Origin of the sequence: Hymenobacter sp. J193, assembly GCF_024700075.1 — a bacterium.
Taxonomy (GTDB): Bacteria; Bacteroidota; Bacteroidia; order Cytophagales; family Hymenobacteraceae; genus Hymenobacter.
In genome coordinates this window covers 4804449-4822780 of sequence record NZ_JAJONE010000001.1, presented here as the reverse complement: position 1 = coordinate 4822780, position 18332 = coordinate 4804449, and the positions used below count along the sequence as shown (strand labels likewise).

Here is an 18332-nt window from a genome sequence, read left to right as displayed (position 1 = left end):
AACTTTCGTCACTTTAATCTCCCGCATGCCTTTTTCCAAGTCGCTTTTGCTGCGTAATCTGCTCTTCGTGCTAAACCCTATTTCGGGCGACATCGACAAGGAAGGGCTGGAAGAACGTATTCAGGACTATTGCCGGGAGCACGGCCGCACCGCCACGTTTTTCCATACTTCCGGCAGCGACGACCTGGCCCGGCTGCGCCAGCACCTGCGGCAAGAGCCCGCCGAGGCGGTATTTGCGGCGGGCGGCGACGGCACCGTGAACCTTGTAGGGGAAGCATTGACAGGCACCGAAACGCCGCTGGGCATTCTGCCGCTGGGCTCGGGCAATGGCTTGTCGAAAGATCTGGGCATCGGGCAGAACCTGGAGGAGGCGCTGCCGCTTATCTGGCAGCACACTGTGCGCACCATCGACACGTTGCGGGTGGGCGGACACTTTTCGGCGCACCTGGCCGATCTGGGCTTCAACGCCCTGATTGTGGAACGCTTTGCTGCGGGGGACACGCGGGGGCCGGGGGCCTATGTACGCATTGCCATGCAGGAATACCTGGACTACGAGCCCGCCGTGTACCGCATCGAAACCGACCGGGAAACCTTCGAAGGGGCAGCCTTTATGCTCACCGTGGCCAACGCCAACACCTTTGGCAGCAACGTAGTCATCAACCCTGCCGGCCAGCTGGATGACGGGGAGTTTGAGCTGTGTCTGATCGAACCATTTCCGGGCACGGCTGCCCCCGGCATATTGTACCGCCTCTACACCGAAGGGTTCGACGAATCCCTCTATACCCGCCGCCTGTGCTGCCGGCACGCCCGCATTCATATTGTGGGCCAAGAGCAAGCGTTGGTGCAGGTGGACGGGGAGCCGCTGGAGCTGCCTATGCCCCTCGATATTCAGATGCTGCCTGCGAGCCTGCGGGTGCTGGTGCCGCTACCCGCACCGGCTGGCTAAGTTGCCAGCGGAATACGTCGGTGCCAAGCGGGTTGCCGGGTTCCAACGTGCGCAGCCATACCTCGTCGTTCGGGTAAAAATCGAGCACGAAAAAGCCCTTGTGCTCGTGTACGAAAGCGGCGCGCCCGCCGTGCTGCACAAAAGCCGTTTTGCTGCCCGCCCCGCTAACCAGATAATGGCTGCCCTGCTGCTGAAAATACTGCAGGTTGTGGTCGTGGCCGGCGGCGTAGATAAGGTTGGGGAACTGGTGCAGTACGCGCAGCAGGCGGCGCCGCAGGTGGCGGTAGCGGGGGTGGGCCATGTCCTCGGCGGCTCCCACCAGCTTGCGGTACACGGGCAGCAGGGAGCCAATAACGGGTAGCGGCAGGTACGCTTTCTTATGCACCGTGGTGAGCGGAAACATGTGCTGCCGGGCCGTGAACTTGCCACCGTGGATGGCATTGGAATACAGAGGATGATGCCCGGCCACAATGATCTGCTGGTGCTGGTTGGCCCGCAAAACCTGCAGCAAGTCCTGAAAAGGCGTGCTGCCGGCCGTAGCCGAGGGGCGCTGTCCCTGCTGCACCCACCACTGGGTATTCAGGACCACCAGCAGAATGCCGGGCGCCAGCTGCAGCGTCACGGGGCCGGGAAGGCCGTCGGCGGGCAGGAAGTGGGCGGCGGGCAGATGCTCTTGTACCAATTGCTGTTGCCGCAACACGTATTCCAGCCCGTTGGGGCGCCCCTTATTCCAGTCGTGGTTGCCACTGAGGTAGATAACCTGGCCGGCATAGCTCTCAAAAGACTGCAGCTGCGTGAGCAGGCGCCGCTCGGCAGCCGGGCGGCCGGCAGCGCCCTGCGGCGGAATACCGGTAGGGTACACATTATCACCAAGCAACACGGTGGCACTGGCTTCTCCGGCAGCCTGCTGCCAATCCTGCAGCAGCGTCAGCACCGGGTCGGGGCCGGTGGTAGCCACGGCACCGGTGTCGCCGATGAGGGCCAGCTGGTAGCGGCGGGTAGCAGCTGGCGGGGGCGTAGCGTCGGGCCAGCGGCCATAGGCGGGAGCCACCCACACGCGCCTCCGCCAGCGCCGTTCCTGCGTGTGCCGCACCAGAAGCCACACGCTAAGCAGCGCCACCATAGCCGCTGCCACATACCCGATAATCAAAAGCCCCGAAGTCACGTGCAGAACCAGCTATGTATACCGGCGTTTATACGGGCTTCTATGGCTGATAGCTATTGGCTCATCATTAGTTAGTACAACCCTCGGCCGGCACATTGTTTTTAGCCGACGCAGCTTGAGCTGAATCTTTAGTTACTCACCGCCTAACTCGGGCTGTGTTGTCAGGTGGGTTCCCAAAGCCCAATCTTGTTGCTTTGAGGGGCAGGATATAGACGAATTTTCCGTAGGCGAAACTGGCAATGTCGTCGAGGATGGCTGCGCCGCTCAAAAATTCGGAGGCGTGAGGTTTTTGAAATGGCCGTTGAGGCGGGAGCGGTCCTTGAGCCGCTCGGTTTCCAGCAGCATCGGGAGCACCTGTTCCAGGTGTTCGGCAATGAGCTCCTGGCGCTCCAGCTCACTGGTGGCACTTAGCAGCTGATATTCCTGCTCGGTGCTCAGACCCAGGTGGTGGCCCAGGTCGTAGGTGCGGTAGTCGATGGGGAGCTTTTGCAGCAACTGGCGCAAACCCAGCACGTCGTAGAGCTGCCGGAGGTAGCCCTGGATGCGGCGGTGCAGGTCGGCATCGGGGGCGGGGTCGTCGATAATGGGTTCGATGGTGCCGGCGGCATAGAGCTTGCCCGGGGCCTGCCGGAAAAACTCCCGGATGCGGAACACGCCCAGTGCCTCGGTGCGGATGTCCATTTCGCCGGTGGGGTAGGTTTTCTCGATGCTCAGCAGGCGCATTTCTGTGCCCAGCTCCCGCACTTGGTCGGTATACAGCGGAATGCCGAAGGTCAGGCTTTCTCCCAGGCAGTCGTGTACCAGCTGGCGGTAGCGGGGCTCGAAGATGTGCAGGTTGAGCTTTTCGCCCGGAAATACGACCAGATTAAGCGGAAACAGCGGAAGCAAACGCGGCATAAAGCAACAGGAGAAGGCGCAGACGGCGGAAAAGTAAGCAAATCCCCGGCGCAGGCCCACAAAACCCGTAATTTCGCCCGCTTGCCGAATTTGCTTGCACCTACAGTATCCTACGGCTGTCATGTTTCATCTGGCGTCCACGCAGTCGAAGCATCTTTACCGCTTTGTTGTACTACTGATTGATTATTCAGCGGTAGTGATGCTTCGGCTTCGCTCAGTATGACGTTCTTCTATAGGTCAGGACTGCACACTTCACTCATTCACCCATTCACCCATTCACTTTCCCCGTGACTGATTTTAAACTGTACTGGCGGCGCGGCTGGCAGCTGCTGCTGCAGGTAGGCGCTTCCCTGCTACTCACCACCATTGTGTGGGTGCTGCTGTACCGCTGGGTGTCACCGCCGGCTACCTGGCTGATGCTGGAGCGCCGCTCGCACCGCCCCGCCGGCTACGAGCACCTCGAAAGTGAGCGGCAGATTCACTACAGCTTTGTAGGACTGGAGGAGGTGTCGGCGCAGCTGCCGCTGGCGCTGGTGGCAGCCGAGGACCAGCGCTTTCTCATGCACCACGGCTTCGACGTGGATGCCCTCAAGAAAGCCGCGCAGCGCAACCGTGCCGGGCACGGCAAGCAGCTGGTGGGCGGCAGCACCATCAGCCAGCAGGTAGCCAAAAACGTGTTTCTCTGGAACGGCCGCAGCTACCTGCGCAAGGCCGCCGAAGCGTACTTTACGGTGCTCATCGAACTGCTCTGGGACAAACAGCGCATCCTGGAAATGTACCTGAACGTGGCCGAAATGGGCGACTGTACCTTCGGGGCCGAGGCCGCTGCCCAGCGCTACTTCCACAAACCGGCCGCCAAGCTCACCGCCTCCGACGCGGCGTTGCTGGCGGCCATTCTACCCAACCCGCTCAAATTTCGGGCGGCCAGCCCTGGCCCCCAAACCCGCGCCAAGCAGCGCCGGGTACTGCGCAACATGCGCCGCCTGGGCGGTACCCGCTTCGTGCAGCAGGTACTGACGGCGGAATAAGGCCTTCCGAAGCGAAGTCACACCAGTGCTCCGACAATCGTCGGAGCACTGGTGTGACTTCCCCGCCCCTCCAACAATTGTCGGAGCACTGGTATGCCGCCCCCCGGCCTTTCAACAATGGTGGGAGAGCTGGGGGACTTATACTGGCCGCGAAGTGCAGTGCGAAAAGCCGGTAGGTGCGGGGCTTGTCCCCGCCCGCTGTACGCGCCGCTGGGGAGTAATCGTTCAACGGTGGGCGGGGACAAGCCCCGCACCTTACTTTGTGACGGGTATATGCCCGCCGGTACCGGCAGCCCGGCAGTTATATTGCTGGCCTACTCTTTCCTTTCGTATGCGCACTTTTTACCGGGCCCTGGTGCCCTTGCTTTTCCTCACCTCCGGCTGCGCTACCACGCGCCCTACGGCAGCCCGGCGGGATATTCTGCAGGTGCTCACTACCCAAACCGCTGCCTGGAACCGGGGTGATGTGGCTGGGTTCATGCAGGGCTACTGGCCTTCCGACTCGCTGGTGTTCATCGGCCAGAAAGGCCTGACTTACGGCTGGCAGTCCACGCTCGACAACTACCGCCGCAGCTACCCCAATGCTGAGGCCATGGGCCTGCTCACGTTTACTAACCTGCGGGTGGAGCCACTCAGTGCGACGGCCGCGCACGTGGTGGGGCGCTGGCACCTGGCCCGCCCCGCCGTGGGCGATGTAGGCGGATATTTCCTATTAGTATTTTGCAAGCTTAACGGCCGCTGGGTGATTGTGGCAGACCACTCGAGCTAGCAGTAGGCGGCAGCGCGTGGGTACCGCCCTGGTCGCGGGCGGTGGTGGGGTCATCGGACGTAGCCTGGTCTTTGGCTTTTTCCTGCTCTACGGCCGGCACGGCTTCCGTGAACACAAGACCGCGCTCGGCGGCGTGCTTGGCGGCCTGCACGGTGTCCTTCACCAGCAGCATTTCCACCTTGTCCCCCCGCAATTCTTCGGAAACCTTCTCCACCATAGCCGAGCGGGCGGGCAGGTTCACGTCGCGGATGTAAATGGCCAGGATGCGGCCGGGGTGGCGGCGCACCACCTCGCGGTAGATGTTGGCGTCTTCCTGCCCGCTGTCCCCGATGAGCACGAACGGCAGCGTGGGGTAGGTGAGCAGGACGTTGTCGATTTCCTTGAGCTTGTGGCCGTGGTGGGCCGAGGCCTCGCCCGAGGATTTGCCTTTGAGGGCCATGTCGCGCAGCAGGATGGGGCCGGCCGGAATGTCATTCAAATGCAGGAAGTCCTCCAGCAAGTCAAAAAGATTCCAGGGCGAGCTGCTCACGTAGAAGAAGGGGTTGTTGCGCTTGCCGTTGCGGCCCAGCTGCAGCTGCCGGTAGAACTCGGCCACACCCTCGAAGGGTAGGCGGGAGCGGGCATTGCGCAGCAGCACGATGCGCGCCATGCGCAGAATATCCGTAGCCGAGGTCTGAATAACGGTATCGTCCAGGTCGCTGATGATGCCGTACTCCGCATCGGCAGGCGGGATGAGCACACGGGCCGTAGCCAGGAGCGGAGCCTCTGGAGCGGGCACACGCTGGGGCGGTGCTACCAGGCGAACATCCACCGGGTACCACATAAAGTTTTCCGGTGTCGGCAGCTGCTGCGGAGCCAGGTTCAGGGTGAAGTAGCCTTCCTCGTCGGTGGTGATGGGGTGCTGGCTGCCGTCGCCGGGCTCGATGCTAAGCCGGGCCCCCGGAATTTCGGTGCTCTCGAAGCGGCGGTACATGTTCAGCATGTTGCGTAATACCGAGTCTTCGTCGGCAGGCTCGCCAATGCCCCGGTCGGTGAGCAGGCGGCCCTTCACGTAAAGCCGCTCGGGCGTGCCGTAGCTGCGGTAGGGGACCAGCTGCAGCGGGTGCAGCAGCCCCAGTCGAAGGCGGGCGCGCAAAGCCAGATCATCCAGGTTTTCGCCCCAGTCGCTGAGTCGTTGTGAGAAAGAAGCCATAAGTGGAAATGCGGAGAAAGGAACAGTAGGAGTACGGGCTACTGCGGCCCCAATGTTACGCCCGGCCCGAAAACACCGCGGCCCGGCCGGCAAGGAAATTGCCAACCGGGCCGCAAACCGCAGGGTATAGCCCGCTTACAAAATGCGCTTCAGCTCCTCGAAGCTGGTGTTGGTGACGGTGCGACCCGCGCATTTCAGCTCCGCCGCCTTCGTTTGAATGGCCTCCACGCGGCTGCCGGGGTCGGGATGGGTGCTCAGGAACTCGGGGTCGGCGCCGCCTTCGGCCTGCGCCTGGGCTTTGATGAAGAAGCCAGCGGCGCCGTCGCAGGAATACTGCGTGGGGTTGAGGTACACCACCGAAAAATCGTCGGCCTCTTTTTCGTACTCGCGGCTGAACTTGAGCTGGCCCAGGTTGGCGGCCACCACCGCCAGCTGGTTGGGGTTTTCGCCCAGCACCAGACTCAGCAGCACCGAAATGCCATACTGCTGCTGCAAAGCTTTGGACGTGTGGCGGCGGTCGGCGTGGGCAATTTCGTGGCCCAGCACGCCGGCCAGCTGGCTTTCATCGTCGAGGAACTTGATGAGGCCGGTAAACACATAGATGTGGCCGCCGGGCGTGGCAAAGGCGTTTTGCACGTTGTCGTCCTTGATAATTTTTACGTCCCAGGGAAACTCGTTGCGGTACGTGAGCTGGCCCGAGTTCAGGACTTTGTTTACTACCCCATCAAGCAACTGGTAGGCGCGGGTGTTTTTGCTATCAGTGCGCTCCAGCAGCTGGCCTTTTTGGCGGTAGAGGGAGTCGGTTTCGTGGGCTACTTTTTCGCCCAGGGCTTTGTCATCGTCCACGGAAAACAGCAGCCGGTCGCCGTTTTCATCTTTGGCGCAGGAAGAGGCTCCGAGCGTAACGGCCAGGGCCAGCAGGAGGGAGGGTTTGAACAACAGGCGGAGCATGGGCAGAAGCGGATAAGTGAACAACGGAGCCGGCAAGAGAAAAAGTGTGCCAGAATGCTCCGGAGGCCGATACGACTGGTTTGCGGCCGGTGTTGCCTGCTCCCGCAGATTTAAGGTAGAGGGCAGGAAATTAGCGGCAAAAAAATCATTCGATACCAGCCTGGCGAAAGGCTGCCGCCGGATAAAGCCTCGCACGAACCCAAACTGCTACTTTCCGCTGGTTTCTGCGTACAGCAGGGCCGTGCTTTCACTGCCGAAGGCCGCGTACTGTTCTCCCCGCTTATGGCTACTGCTGCCCCGGCCACCCCCCGGCCCAAAGTCAAGAAAAAACACCTGGCGCCCCAGGAAGAAGCCCACGAGTTGTATAAGGACCCCGCCCGCCAGGCCGAGCTGGCGGGCCTGCGCTACTACTCCGATACCCGCCCCGGCCTCACGCGCCAGCCCGGCCCCGACGGCACGTTCCGCTACCTCGATGCTAAAGGTCAGCCCGTGACCGACGAAAAGACCCTGGCCCGCATCAACAGCTTCGTGATTCCGCCGGCCTGGACGGACGTGTGGATTGCGCCCACGACCACGGCCCACCTGCAGGTAACGGGCCGCGACGCCAAGGGGCGCAAGCAGTACCTCTACCACGCGGCCTGGGGTGAGGTGCGCAGCCTCACCAAGTTCAGCCGCCTGCGGGCCTTCGGCGAAAAGCTGGCCGAGCTGCGCCTGCAGCTGCAAAAAGACCTAAAGCGCCCCCAACTGGATAAGCCAAAAGTGGTAGCCCTGGTGCTCACGCTCATGGACCAGTCGTTTATCCGCGTCGGCAACAAGGAATACGCCAAAAAGAACAAGAGCTACGGCCTCACCACCCTGCGCGACAAGCATGTGCAGGTGGCCGGAGCCGATGTGCGCCTGAGCTTCGTGGGCAAGAAAGGTGTAGCCCACGATGTGACTTTGCACGACCGGAAGCTGGCCCGCCTGGTGCAGAAGTGCAAGGAAATTCCCGGTCAGCACCTGTTTCAGTACTACGATGCCGACGGCCACCGCCAGGAACTCGAATCGGGCGACGTAAACGACTACCTGCACCGCGTCACGGGCATCAGCCTTTCGGCCAAGGACTTCCGCACCTGGGGCGGCACCGTGAAAATGGTAGAGTGCCTGGAAAGCGTGCTGGCCGAAAACCCGGAACTGCCCAAGGAAAAAGTGCTGAAGCTGGCCGTGAAGGATGTAGCCAAAGGCCTCGGCAACACGCCCACCGTGTGCAGCAAATACTACATTCACCCCCAGGTGGCCCAATTATTCGAATCAGATAAGCTCATCGACTACCTGCGCCGCCACGACGCCGACCCCGCTGAAAACGACCAGCTAACACCCACCGAACACATGGTGCTGGATATGCTGGCGGCTTGTTGATGTGCTAATGTGGTTGAATGTGGGAAATGTGCTGATGCTTTGGCTGTCCTTTCGCCGCCGAAGCAAACCGTGCCAAACAGCACCAGATGCATTCTTCTGCCAAAAAGCGCCTGGCCTCGGCACGTCAGGCGCTTTTTCACATTTCAGGTCTTTGGGCGTTGTTCAGGACGGATTGCTTCGCGCTGTTCGCTATCAGATTAAAACATTAGCACATTTTCCACATTCAACCACATTAGCACATTAACCACTACCGCCCCGAGCCGTCCCGGTCGAAGGCGTGAGTGGCAACGCCGCGGGTAGTTTGGTTCTTGGTTTCGCCCGTGCTGGTGAGGGTGTTGTTGCGGCGCGTGTCGAAAAAGCGGGTTTTGCGGCGCAGGCCGGCCACGCGGGAGCTATCCTGCACGGTATCCTCGCCGGGGCCGCCATAGATGTCCACGAAAGGTGAGGCGCGCACCTTGCCGCTTATTTCGAACCGGTCTTTGCCTTCCAGGCCGTGCAGGACGATGGTGTGCGTCTCGCGCGGGTGAAACGTGCGCTGGTAGAGGGGCTGGGCTGTTTTCTTGCCTCCCATTGAGTAAACTGATACCACTGTGGTGCTATCGGTGCGGCGCTCCACCACAAACCGCTCGTCTTCGTCGGTGCCGGCTACCACCACGCGGTGAGCCTTAAGGCGGTAAAACTCGGCGGCAGCCTGGGGCAGAGCGGCCCGGCGGGCGCGCAGTCCGGCGGCCAGGCGGGCACCCTCGTGCCGGTAGATAGCGGGTGGTAGGCGGCGCACGGCCGAGTCGATAACGGCGTCGGTGAGGCGACGCTGCAGCTCGGCGGCCGCGGCCAGGTAGCGGGGGCGTGGCTGCTCGCTCAGGGCGCGCTCATCGATGTACTGGGCGTTGCGGGTGTAGCCCTCCACGCTTTCGAACTTCGGCCCGAACGTGCGGAACTTAGCCACGGCTTTGCTCACCAGCCAGGACATCAGGCCGTCATCAAACCGGAAAAACACCTGGTCGCGGTCCTGGGGCACCGGCCGCCAGAGGGTGCGACCATCCGGCTGCTTGAAGGCGGCCCAGCTCCACTGCCCCTCGTGCCGGTCCCAGTCGCCCAGCCACAAATCCAGCAGGCGGGCGCGCAGGAAAGCCGCTTCATCCAGGGCCGCTTTCGGCGAGGCGTAGCGCTCCGCCAGCACATCTTCCGATTCTTCCAGATCGAGTGCGCCGGCTAGGGGACCGTAGATGTTTTCCTTGCCTTCCCACTTTTCTTCCAGCAGCACCACCCGGCCGCGCAGCCGCTCCGAGGTGGGGCCCAGCCCGTTTTCGGTGGCCGACACGTAATACAGGCGCGGATTGGTATGATACACGCCGGCAGCCTGGGCCAGCGGGGGCACCACTAGGGAGCCGTAGGGCATGCCGGCTGAGGTGGCGTCGCGCACAATAGTGAGAATGAGCGTGGGGCGCAGAAATTTGGGTAGGGCTTTGGTGGGGTCTTTATCCACGCTGCGCAGGGCGTAGGCGCGGCCGTCGGCCCCCAGCACCGTCATGCTGGTTGTCTGAAAGCCGCCGCCTACTTTGCCGGGCTTCAGCCCGCCGGGTACGGCCGTAGCCAGGTTAAGCACGGGCAGCGTGACGGGCTCGGCCCAGGCGTGGCGGTAGTGCTGGCCCAGCAGAAACCGCCCAATGGGCCCGCGCTGGTAGTGCCGCCCGGCCGTCACTACGGCGCTGTCGGGAGCCGCGGTACGGCCGCTGACCCGGGCATCGGGCTGAAAAAAATGGGAGCTGGCGCAGCTGGTAGCCGTCAGCAAAAGCGGGAAAAAACAGGGGAGAGGTAGACGCATGCACAAAGCCGGCTTTCGGCCGGTGCGTCCTTCAACGCAGCCGCGCCCAAAAAGTAAACGCGGGCCGCAACAACCGCCTGTGCCCGGATTGCGCTATAAGGGGCCGTAGCTATTGCTCAGCTTCTTCTGCGGGCTTGCTTTATCTTTTCTACTCCGTGCATTTTCCTTCCTTTTCACGGCTTCGGCCTTCGGTGGTGTTGCTGGTGGGCGGGCTGCTGTGTTCCTGCACCGAGCCAGCCCCGGCCTTTCCACCCCGCCCCATAATCCCGCCCGATTCGGTGGTGACGGTGGCTGCCGGGCCGCAGTACATGCGCGGGGCTGTGCACCGGTTTTTCTGGGGCAAGCACTACCGCACCGTCTGGCACCAGCCCGTGCGTGTGCCGGTAGTGAGCCTGCGTAAGCTCGTGCCCGGCGGCCTGCGCCCCACCGAGGCCGGCGGCAGCTTCCAAACCAAAAACCTGCGCCTGGTAGATAAGGACGGCCGGGAGTTTGTGCTGCGCAGCGTGGACAAAGACCCCACTAAAGCATTGCCCGAAAACCTGCGGGAAGGCATGATTGGCCGCCTGATGCAGGACCAGACCAGCGTAATTCAACCCTACGGCGCCTACATTGTGCCCCCGCTGGCCCAGGCCGCGGGCGTGTATCATACCAATCCGCGCCTGGTGTACATCGGCGACGACGCGGCGCTGGGCGAGTTTCGGAAAGACTATGCCAATGCCCTGTACCTGCTGGAAGAGCGGCCCGAGGGCGACCAGCGCACGGTGGCCAGCTTCGGCCGCTCGACCCGGGTTGAAAGCTCGCGCAAAGTGTTTACCAATTTGTTGTTCAAATCTGATTTCCAGGTAAATGCTCCGCAGTACCTGCGGGCTCGGCTGTTTGACATGTTTCTGGGCGACTGGAGCCGGCGCGAAGACCAGTGGCGCTGGGCTTCCTTTGCCACACCCGCCGGCGGGGTGCGCTACGAGGCTATTCCGCGCGACCGGGACCACGCCTTTTTCAAGTTCGACGACGGGCTGCTGACCCACATCATTGGCTGGGTGAAAAGCAACTACCAGAGTTTCCACGAGGAAATCCGGCTGGCCGACGTGGAAGGCCTCAACCGCGCCGCCCGGCCCATGGATAAGTCGTTGCTGGTGTACCTTTCCCGTGCCGAGGTACAACAGGTGGCCGATTCGCTGAAAAAACGCTTATCGGACAAGGTCATTGACGAAGCCCTGGCTGCCTGGCCCCCCGAAATCCGGGAGCTGTCGGGGGCGGAGTTCCGGCGCAAGCTGCGCAGCCGCCGCAACCAGCTGCCTGCCGTGGCCGACAAGTTCTACGCGCTGCTGGCCCGCGACGTGGAAGTGCCCGGGACCGACCAGGCCGAGCGGTTTGTGCTGGAAAACGCTGGCCCCGCGCAGGTGCGCCTGAGTGTGTACCGGCGCGGCACTGCCCTAGCCGACAGCCTTATCGGGCAGCGCACGTTTCTCACGACCGAAACCAGAACCCTCAAGCTCTTCGGCCTGGGTGGCAACGACCAGTTCGACCTGCGCGACCTGCCCGAAACCAACCTCGCTATCAGCATCTACGACGGCGCCGGGCAGGATGGTGTACGGGTAGTGGGTAAGCTGCCGGCCCGCCCCGGTGTTACGGTCTACAACAGCGGCGACGGCAACGTTATCAACCTACCCAAAAGCATCAAAGTAGAAGCATACCAGCCCAAAGCCGAAGAGTTCGACGCCGCCGGCTGGCTTCTGCGCCACCGGTTGTATTAAGTTGGGGCAGGTGATGAGGTAACATGTGACAGGTAACAAGTAACATACTGTCATTGCGAGCATGTGGCGCATCAAGCCAGTGTCGAAGCAAGCCGTCCTGAGCAACGCACTAACCCCTGAAATGTAAAAAGCCCTTGGCGTAAGCATACGTCAGTGGCTTTCTGGTAAAAAGATGTATCTGGTTTTGAAAAGGACGGATTGCTTCGACACTGGCTTGATGCGCCACATGCTCGCAATGACAGTACCTGTCACCTTCACTTAAAAATCTTCACCTTGTCCTTGTGCTTGGTGCGCAGGTACTGGCGGATGATCTGCTGCACGTCCTTGTTGTCGTTGTAGCGCTTGATGGCGTCCTTGAAATCGACGAAGCGGCGGGCGGAAAACGACTCATCCACGTAGCCGAAGCCCAGGTAACGGCCGTTTTCTACCACCACCAGCGTCTTCTCATCTTCGCGCCGGCCTCGCCCCAGCACCACGAAGGAGCCGTGCTCGTAGGTGAAGCTTTCCACGGCTTCCTCCACGCGCTTGTTGTATTCCTCGGCGGGCTCCAGGCCCAGGCAGGCACCCTTGCAGCGGTGCACCTGGTAGTCGAAGCAGGAGCCCGGGGTTTTGTACAGGTCACAGAGCTTCTGGCAAAGGTTGAACTTCGAGACTTTGTGGAACAGGAAGGCCTTGGCTTTGTACTGGTTGGCCAGCGCAATGAGCGGGTGCGACTGGGCATGGTCGTCGGCCTTGCCGTAGTAGAGATGCTTGTACCCTTGGTCGTCGGTACGCAGGAAAATACCCGCCGGAAACACTGAGCGGCGCTGGGCGCGGTTGTAGAGCGGTTTCAGTCGCTTGATTTCGTGCGACTCATAAAGCAGCGCCACCAACTCCGAGCCCGTCAGCTCCCAGGTAATGTCGGAAATGGAGTTCTTGAACTCGATGCTCTTGCGCGACTTGTAATCGACGGCGAAGTGCTGCTGAATGCGCTTGTAGATATTAATGCTCTTGCCCACGTAGATAACCTCGCCGGCCTCGTTGTGGAAGTAGTACACGCCGGCTTCCTGGGGCAGGCTGCTCACTTTCTCGGGCGTGATGTTGGGGGGCAGCAGCGCCGTGCGGATGGCCTCGCGCACGGCCTCCACCTTGCGGGCGGAAGGCTGCTTGGCTGGCTTCTTCCCGCCCGGCGCCAGCGCATCTACGGCCGCCAGGGTATCGGCCGGGCTCACGGTGGGGTTGCGCAGGGCCTCGTCCTGCTGGCTGATTTTCAGGAGCCGGTCGAACAGGATGGCGGTGGCGCCAGCGTCGCCAGCGGCGCGGTGGCGGCCATTCAGCGGAATCCCGATGTTCTGGCACAGCTTGCCCAGGCTGTAGCTCGGCTGCCCCGGCATCAGGGAGCGGCTCAGGCGCACGGTGCACAGTGTTTTGCGCGAGTAGTTATAGCCCAGGTCCGCAAATTCCTTTTTCAGAAAGGAGTAGTCGAAGCGCACGTTGTGGGCCACAAACACGCAGCCTTCCGTCATTTCCACCACTTTGCGCGCTACCTCGTGGAACTTGGGCGCGTCGCGTACCATGTCATCGGTGATGCCGGTGAGTTGGGTGATGAAGAAGGGGATGGGCCGGCCGGGGTTCAGCAGGGTGTCGTACTGGTCCACCACCTTTTCGCCATCGTGAATGAAAATGGCAATTTCGGTGATGCGGTCCTGGGCGGGCTGCCCCCGGTGGTTTCAAGGTCGATAATGGCGTACAAATGCGGCGGATTCTGAAGCGGAAACTTGCTAACGTGCTTGGTAACAAAGATAGCCACTGATAAGGTTGCAACCGCCCTGCCCGCCCGCCTCAGGCCCCAAATAAAAAGCGCCCGCCAGCGGAAGCTGACGGGCGCTTTCTCAAAGCAGGCGAAGCGATTAGCTTACGCGGCCTTTCTGCTGGGTAACCCAGTTTTTAGCCGACAGAATGTCGCCGTGCTGCTGCTGAATCACGTTGCGGGCTTCTACGGGCAGCTCACTGGAGCGCAGGGCCGTTTCATAGGCCTGCAGAGCCACGGCGTCGCCGGTTTCGCACTCGCCCAGGATGGCCGAGTCGTCTTGGCCCGTAATGGCCGATTTGATGTTGATCCAGCCGCGGTGCAGGGCGGCAGCGGCGTCGGTAAGGGCACCTTCTACGGTGCTTTCCTGGCTAGGGGCTTCCACGCCACTGCGGCGGGCAGCCTGCTCCAGGTCGGCGGCAAACTGGGCGCGCTGCTGGCTGAACTTGCTTAGCTCTGCGCGCAAATCGGGGCTGGTTACACCCTCAGCGGCCTGCTGGTAGCCTTTGGTGGCGGTTTTATTGATTTCGACGAGGTCGTTGAATGCGCGGGCGGTATTATCGGTGATGGCAGCCATCGGTAAAGTATGTTAAGGTGGTTGGAAAGGAATTCAGGCGAATCGAAGCCGGATATACAGCCGATTCTGCCCGTGTATACTGTGCATGTATGGTCGGGGTTACGAGCCCTGGCCCATGATGCGCCCCCAGAGCCGCTTGAAAAAGCCCGGCTCGCCGCCCGCCACGCTTTGGATAGTGTCTTCTCCCTCGGCCGTATCGCCCAGCAGAAAGCCCCAGGGCTCGGTGGCTTTGCTGGCATCCAGCACCACCTTAATCACCGCAATCAGCGGAATGCTCAGAATCATGCCGGGGGTGCCCCAGAGCTCGGCGCCCAGCACCAGCGCCACAATGGCCGCCATGGGGTTGATGCTCACCTGCGAGCCGGTAATCATGGGCGTAATGAAGTTGCCTTCCAGAAACTGCACGAAAGCAAACACCCCGATAACGCCCGCTGCATGCAGGGGGGAGCCGGTTTCCACCAAGGTAATAATGGCCGGGATGCTGGCTCCCAGCATAATGCCGATGTAGGGGATGACGGCCAGCACGGAGGCAAAAATGGCAAAGAAGATGGCAAACTTCACCTGCAGGGCCAGCAGCCCGATGGCGTTGAGCACGGCCACAATCACAATGACCTTGAACAAGCCCGAAATATAGGCTTGCACCACGGTCTGGATGTTGTCGAGGGTGTTGAGGGCGGCCGTGCGCTTGTCGGGGCTCACGAAGCGGAACAGAAACTGGCGCAGATGGTCGCGGTAGTACAGAAAGCAGAAGATGTAGATGGGCACCTGCAGCAGGTTGCCGACTACAGCCGAGGTCATGTTGAGTGTGGAGTTGAGGTAGCCGCCGCTGCTCTTCTTCAGGGAGTCCAGCGTGGATTTCTTGAGCTCTTCATCCGAAATAGGCTCGATACCGAAGCGGTTGGCCGCCCAGGCCTGAATGTCGTGGAAAAACTGCAGCAGCTTGTCCTGCAGCTTGGGCAGCTCATTCTTGAACTGGCCCAGCTGGGAGCCAAACCCGAAAACGATACCCGCAAACACCACCACCATCAGCAGCAGACACAGGATGATGGCCAGCACCCGGGGCACGCCTTTCAGCTCCAGCCAGCGGCTGATGGGCAGCAGCAGCAAGGCAAAAAGCGCCGAGAACAGCAGCGGCAGCAGCACGTCGTCGAGAACTTTGAGCGAGTATACCAGCAGTACGCCCGACAACAGCAGGAACGCAAACTGGATGACGGGCGTCTGGCGCACCTCAGCGTTGGGCTTGTGGCCCGAGGGGGGCAAATGATGTTGGGTAGAGGGAGGAAACATTTGGCTAATACGATTAGGAAATAGGGGAGAGGGAAAGAGCTGTTGGTGAAGCGGCAAAAGAAAAACGTGAAACTATTTTCACTGTCGTGCCGGTTGGGAGAGGAGTTTTTGCTAATTTTACTAGCGCAAGCCCGACGCGGAAAAGGTCAATTTTCTGCGTTATTTTACCTCGCATACGTTTACCGGATTCCCGATGGCTGAACCACAAGTACTCCCCGCCCAACACGCATACACCGAAGACAGCATCCGCTCCCTCGACTGGCGCGAGCATATCCGGCTGCGCCCCGGCATGTACATCGGCAAGCTCGGCGACGGCTCCAGCTACGACGACGGCATCTACGTGCTGGTGAAGGAGGTTATCGACAACTCCATTGATGAGCACGTGATGGGCCACGGCCGCACCATCGACATCAAAATCTCCGACCAGCGCGTGCAGGTGCGCGACTACGGCCGCGGCATTCCGCTGGGCAAGGTGGTGGAGGTCGTCAGCAAAATCAATACGGGCGGCAAGTACGACAGCAAGGTCTTTCAGAAATCTGTGGGCTTGAACGGCGTGGGCACCAAGGCGGTTAATGCCCTCAGCAATTATTTTCTGGTGCAGAGCGTGCGCGACGGGCAAATGAAGGCCGCCGAGTTTGAGCAGGGCGTGCTCAAAACCGACGCCAAGCCCCAGCCTACTTCCCAGCGCAACGGCACGCTGATGGTGTTCCAGCCCGACGACACCATCTTTAAAAACTACCGCTTCATTCCGGAGTACCTCGAAAACCAGGTCTGGAACTACGTGTACCTGAACGCGGGCCTGACCATCAACTTCAACGGACAGAAGTACTTTTCCGAAAACGGGCTGAAGGATCTGCTGGCCCGCAAAGCCGACCCCGAGAGCCTGCGCTACGACATCATTCACCTCAAGGCCCCGGATATTGAGCTGGCCCTCACCCACGGCAACGAGTACGGCGAGGAATACTACTCCTTCGTGAACGGGCAGTACACCACCCAGGGCGGTACCCACCTGGCCGCTTTCCGCGAGGCCGTAGTGAAAACCGTACGCGAGTTCTATAAAAAAGAGTACGATGCGGCCGATATCCGCGGCTCTATCATTGCCGCCATTTCGGTGCGGGTGCAGGAGCCGGTGTTTGAGTCGCAAACCAAAACCAAGCTCGGCTCTATCAACATGGGGGAGGACGGCCCTACCGTGCGCGGGTTCATCCTGGATTTCCTTAAGGAGCACCTCGATAACTACCTGCACAAGAACCCCGCCGTAGCCGAGGCCCTCAAAAAGCGCATCGAGCAGAGCGAGCGGGAGCGGAAGGACATGGCCGGGGTGAAAAAACTGGCCAACCAGCGCGCCAAGAAAGCCAACCTGCACAACCGCAAGCTGCGGGACTGCCGCTTCCACCTGGGCGAAACCAAAGAGCCCGAAAAGGCCCTGCTCACCACCCTGTTCATCACGGAGGGGGACTCGGCTTCCGGCTCCATCACCAAGAGCCGCAACGTGGAAACGGAAGCTGTGTTCAGTTTGCGCGGCAAGCCTCTCAACTGCTTCGGGCTCAAGAAGAAGATAGTGTACGAAAATGAGGAGCTGAACCTGCTGCAGCACGCCCTCAACATTGAGGAAGGTATTGAGCACCTGCGCTACAACCGCGTGGTTATTGCCACCGACGCCGATGTGGACGGCATGCACATCCGCCTGCTGCTGCTGACCTTCTTCCTGCAGTTCTTCCCCGATTTGGTGCGCAACGGCCACGTGTTCATTCTGGAAACCCCGCTGTTCCGCGTCCGCAACAAGAAAACGACCATCTACTGCTACAACGAGCAGGAAAAGCAGGCCGCCATGCGCCAGCTGGGCCGCAATCCCGAGGTGACCCGCTTCAAGGGCCTGGGCGAAATCAGCCCCGACGAGTTCGGCAAGTTCATCGGCGACAACATCAAGCTGGAGCCCGTTATCCTGCAGTCGGACCGCAGCATTCAGCAGGTGCTCACGTACTACATGGGCAAGAATACGCCCGCCCGCCAGGAATTCATCATCGACAACCTGCGCCAGGAAAAAGACCTCATCACCTCCGACGTGCTGCCCGTGAGCGAAGTGGCCGAGGAAGATATGGCCTTTGCGTAACCATACTACCGAGCCATAAAATCAAAAAGCCTCACCTGGCTCCGGCCCGGTGGGGCTTTTTGATTTTAGTGGCAACAGGCGCATAAATACCCGGAAAGCCCGGAACGGGAGGCGCAGCAGCGGGGCCTAGTTAGCAAATGCGTTGTATTTTGGCAGCATGAAGCATATAGTGTATCTAAGTCGGGCTGTACATGCGTTGACCGACCACGACCTGCAGCACCTGCTCGACCAGAGCCGCCACAATAATGAGCAGCATGGTATTACCGGGGTGTTATTTTACAGTCACGGCAACATTGCCCAGCTGTTTGAGGGAGAGGACGCAACGGCCGACGCCTTGTTTGCGCGCATTGCCCAGGACGGCCGGCACTCCCACGTGCGCAAGCTCGTAGACAAACCCATTGCGGCCCGCAGCTTTTCCGACTGGTCCATGGCCTTCCACCCGCTGGTAGCGGAGGGCTTCGAGGCCTTGCAGGGGTTTCTGCTCCCGCATCATATACCGCCCGCCCCGGATTCACTGCCCATTGCCGATGCCCTGGTAGTCGAGCTGGTACGGCTGGCCGTCTTTGGTTCCGACCCCTCGCAGCCTTACCACCACGTGTTGCCCCTGGCACCCTGACAGGCGGCAGCCGTTTTAGCGGCTG

General features: G+C 61.0%; 15 protein-coding genes. 7 read left to right on the top strand and 8 right to left on the bottom strand.

The window, feature by feature from the left end:
* Positions 1-25: 25 nt before the first annotated feature.
* Positions 26-946 carry a diacylglycerol kinase family protein gene (locus tag LRS06_RS21160; RefSeq protein WP_257869594.1) on the top strand — a complete coding sequence of 307 codons (921 nt, stop codon included), beginning with the start codon at positions 26-28 and terminating at the stop codon, positions 944-946.
* Here LRS06_RS21160 and LRS06_RS21155 read toward each other — a convergent pair.
* Together LRS06_RS21155 and LRS06_RS21150 are read right to left on the bottom strand one after the other, a co-directional pair.
* Positions 873-2111, bottom strand: coding sequence for a metallophosphoesterase (locus LRS06_RS21155; protein ID WP_257869593.1), 1239 nt, complete (start codon positions 2109-2111; stop codon positions 873-875). The genes LRS06_RS21160 and LRS06_RS21155 overlap by 74 nt on opposite strands.
* A gap of 264 nt (positions 2112-2375) precedes the next feature.
* Positions 2376-3008: an LON peptidase substrate-binding domain-containing protein gene (locus tag LRS06_RS21150; protein WP_257869592.1), complete on the bottom strand. Its 633-nt coding sequence runs from the start codon at positions 3006-3008 to the stop codon at positions 2376-2378.
* 287 nt (positions 3009-3295) lie between these two features.
* Here LRS06_RS21150 and mtgA point away from each other — a divergent pair, with 287 nt between their 5' ends.
* Both mtgA and LRS06_RS21140 read left to right on the top strand, forming a co-directional pair.
* The gene (gene mtgA, locus LRS06_RS21145; RefSeq protein WP_257869591.1) at positions 3296-4036 is read left to right on the top strand and encodes a monofunctional biosynthetic peptidoglycan transglycosylase; all 741 of its coding nucleotides are present in this window, start codon (positions 3296-3298) and stop codon (positions 4034-4036) included.
* Positions 4037-4367: 331 nt separating this feature from the next.
* Complete coding sequence (locus LRS06_RS21140; RefSeq protein ID WP_257873334.1) at positions 4368-4805, top strand: nuclear transport factor 2 family protein; 438 nt, start codon at positions 4368-4370, stop codon at positions 4803-4805.
* Here LRS06_RS21140 and LRS06_RS21135 read toward each other — a convergent pair.
* Positions 4765-5997, bottom strand: coding sequence for an App1 family protein (locus tag LRS06_RS21135; protein ID WP_257869589.1), 1233 nt, complete (start codon positions 5995-5997; stop codon positions 4765-4767). The two genes, LRS06_RS21140 and LRS06_RS21135, sit on opposite strands and share 41 nt — an antisense overlap.
* A 135-nt stretch (positions 5998-6132) precedes the next feature.
* Entirely contained in the window at positions 6133-6948 is an 816-nt protein-coding gene (locus LRS06_RS21130; protein WP_257869588.1) for a M48 family metalloprotease, read from the bottom strand.
* Positions 6949-7230: 282 nt separating this feature from the next.
* On the opposite strand from LRS06_RS21130, the gene LRS06_RS21125 reads away from it, so the two are divergent.
* Complete coding sequence (locus LRS06_RS21125) at positions 7231-8346, top strand: DNA topoisomerase IB (RefSeq protein WP_257869587.1); 1116 nt, start codon at positions 7231-7233, stop codon at positions 8344-8346.
* A 247-nt stretch (positions 8347-8593) separates the two neighbouring features.
* On the opposite strand, the gene LRS06_RS21120 is transcribed toward LRS06_RS21125, so the two are convergent.
* Positions 8594-10171, bottom strand: coding sequence for a hypothetical protein (locus tag LRS06_RS21120; protein WP_257873333.1), 1578 nt, complete (start codon positions 10169-10171; stop codon positions 8594-8596).
* Between the two features lie 155 nt (positions 10172-10326).
* Between LRS06_RS21120 and LRS06_RS21115 the strand changes: the two genes are divergently transcribed.
* Positions 10327-11925, top strand: a complete 1599-nt coding sequence (locus LRS06_RS21115) for a hypothetical protein (protein ID WP_257869584.1) — start codon at positions 10327-10329, stop codon at positions 11923-11925.
* A 254-nt stretch (positions 11926-12179) separates the two neighbouring features.
* On the opposite strand, the gene LRS06_RS21110 is transcribed toward LRS06_RS21115, so the two are convergent.
* The 3 genes from LRS06_RS21110 to LRS06_RS21100 form a co-directional block, all read right to left on the bottom strand.
* Positions 12180-13562: an exonuclease domain-containing protein gene (locus LRS06_RS21110; RefSeq protein WP_257873332.1), complete on the bottom strand. Its 1383-nt coding sequence runs from the start codon at positions 13560-13562 to the stop codon at positions 12180-12182.
* A gap of 252 nt (positions 13563-13814) precedes the next feature.
* Positions 13815-14291, bottom strand: coding sequence for a PA2169 family four-helix-bundle protein (locus LRS06_RS21105; RefSeq protein WP_257869582.1), 477 nt, complete (start codon positions 14289-14291; stop codon positions 13815-13817).
* 99 nt (positions 14292-14390) lie between these two features.
* Positions 14391-15578 (bottom strand): AI-2E family transporter, encoded by a 1188-nt coding sequence (locus LRS06_RS21100; protein WP_257869581.1) that lies wholly within the window; start codon positions 15576-15578, stop codon positions 14391-14393.
* 193 nt (positions 15579-15771) lie between these two features.
* Between LRS06_RS21100 and LRS06_RS21095 the strand changes: the two genes are divergently transcribed.
* Together LRS06_RS21095 and LRS06_RS21090 are read left to right on the top strand one after the other, a co-directional pair.
* The gene (locus tag LRS06_RS21095; RefSeq protein WP_257873331.1) at positions 15772-17691 is read left to right on the top strand and encodes a DNA topoisomerase IV subunit B; all 1920 of its coding nucleotides are present in this window, start codon (positions 15772-15774) and stop codon (positions 17689-17691) included.
* A 157-nt stretch (positions 17692-17848) separates the two neighbouring features.
* A complete protein-coding gene (locus LRS06_RS21090; protein ID WP_257873330.1) occupies positions 17849-18307 on the top strand; it encodes a BLUF domain-containing protein in 459 nt (152 codons plus the stop codon).
* The last annotated feature ends 25 nt before the right edge of the window (positions 18308-18332 follow it).

Excerpts from the sequence above, each read along its gene's own strand:
- LRS06_RS21090 (WP_257873330.1), top strand. The coding sequence starts at position 17,849 with ATGAAGCATATAGTGTATCTAAGTCGGGCTGTACATGCGTTGACCGAC.
- LRS06_RS21105 (WP_257869582.1), bottom strand. The coding sequence starts at position 14,291 with ATGGCTGCCATCACCGATAATACCGCCCGCGCATTCAACGACCTCGTC.
- LRS06_RS21160 (WP_257869594.1), top strand. The coding sequence starts at position 26 with ATGCCTTTTTCCAAGTCGCTTTTGCTGCGTAATCTGCTCTTCGTGCTA.
- LRS06_RS21150 (WP_257869592.1), bottom strand. The coding sequence starts at position 3,008 with ATGCCGCGTTTGCTTCCGCTGTTTCCGCTTAATCTGGTCGTATTTCCG.
- LRS06_RS21125 (WP_257869587.1), top strand. The coding sequence starts at position 7,231 with ATGGCTACTGCTGCCCCGGCCACCCCCCGGCCCAAAGTCAAGAAAAAA.
- LRS06_RS21095 (WP_257873331.1), top strand. The coding sequence starts at position 15,772 with ATGGCTGAACCACAAGTACTCCCCGCCCAACACGCATACACCGAAGAC.
- LRS06_RS21135 (WP_257869589.1), bottom strand. The coding sequence starts at position 5,997 with ATGGCTTCTTTCTCACAACGACTCAGCGACTGGGGCGAAAACCTGGAT.
- LRS06_RS21120 (WP_257873333.1), bottom strand. The coding sequence starts at position 10,171 with ATGCGTCTACCTCTCCCCTGTTTTTTCCCGCTTTTGCTGACGGCTACC.
- LRS06_RS21100 (WP_257869581.1), bottom strand. The coding sequence starts at position 15,578 with ATGTTTCCTCCCTCTACCCAACATCATTTGCCCCCCTCGGGCCACAAG.
- LRS06_RS21130 (WP_257869588.1), bottom strand. The coding sequence starts at position 6,948 with ATGCTCCGCCTGTTGTTCAAACCCTCCCTCCTGCTGGCCCTGGCCGTT.
- LRS06_RS21140 (WP_257873334.1), top strand. The coding sequence starts at position 4,368 with ATGCGCACTTTTTACCGGGCCCTGGTGCCCTTGCTTTTCCTCACCTCC.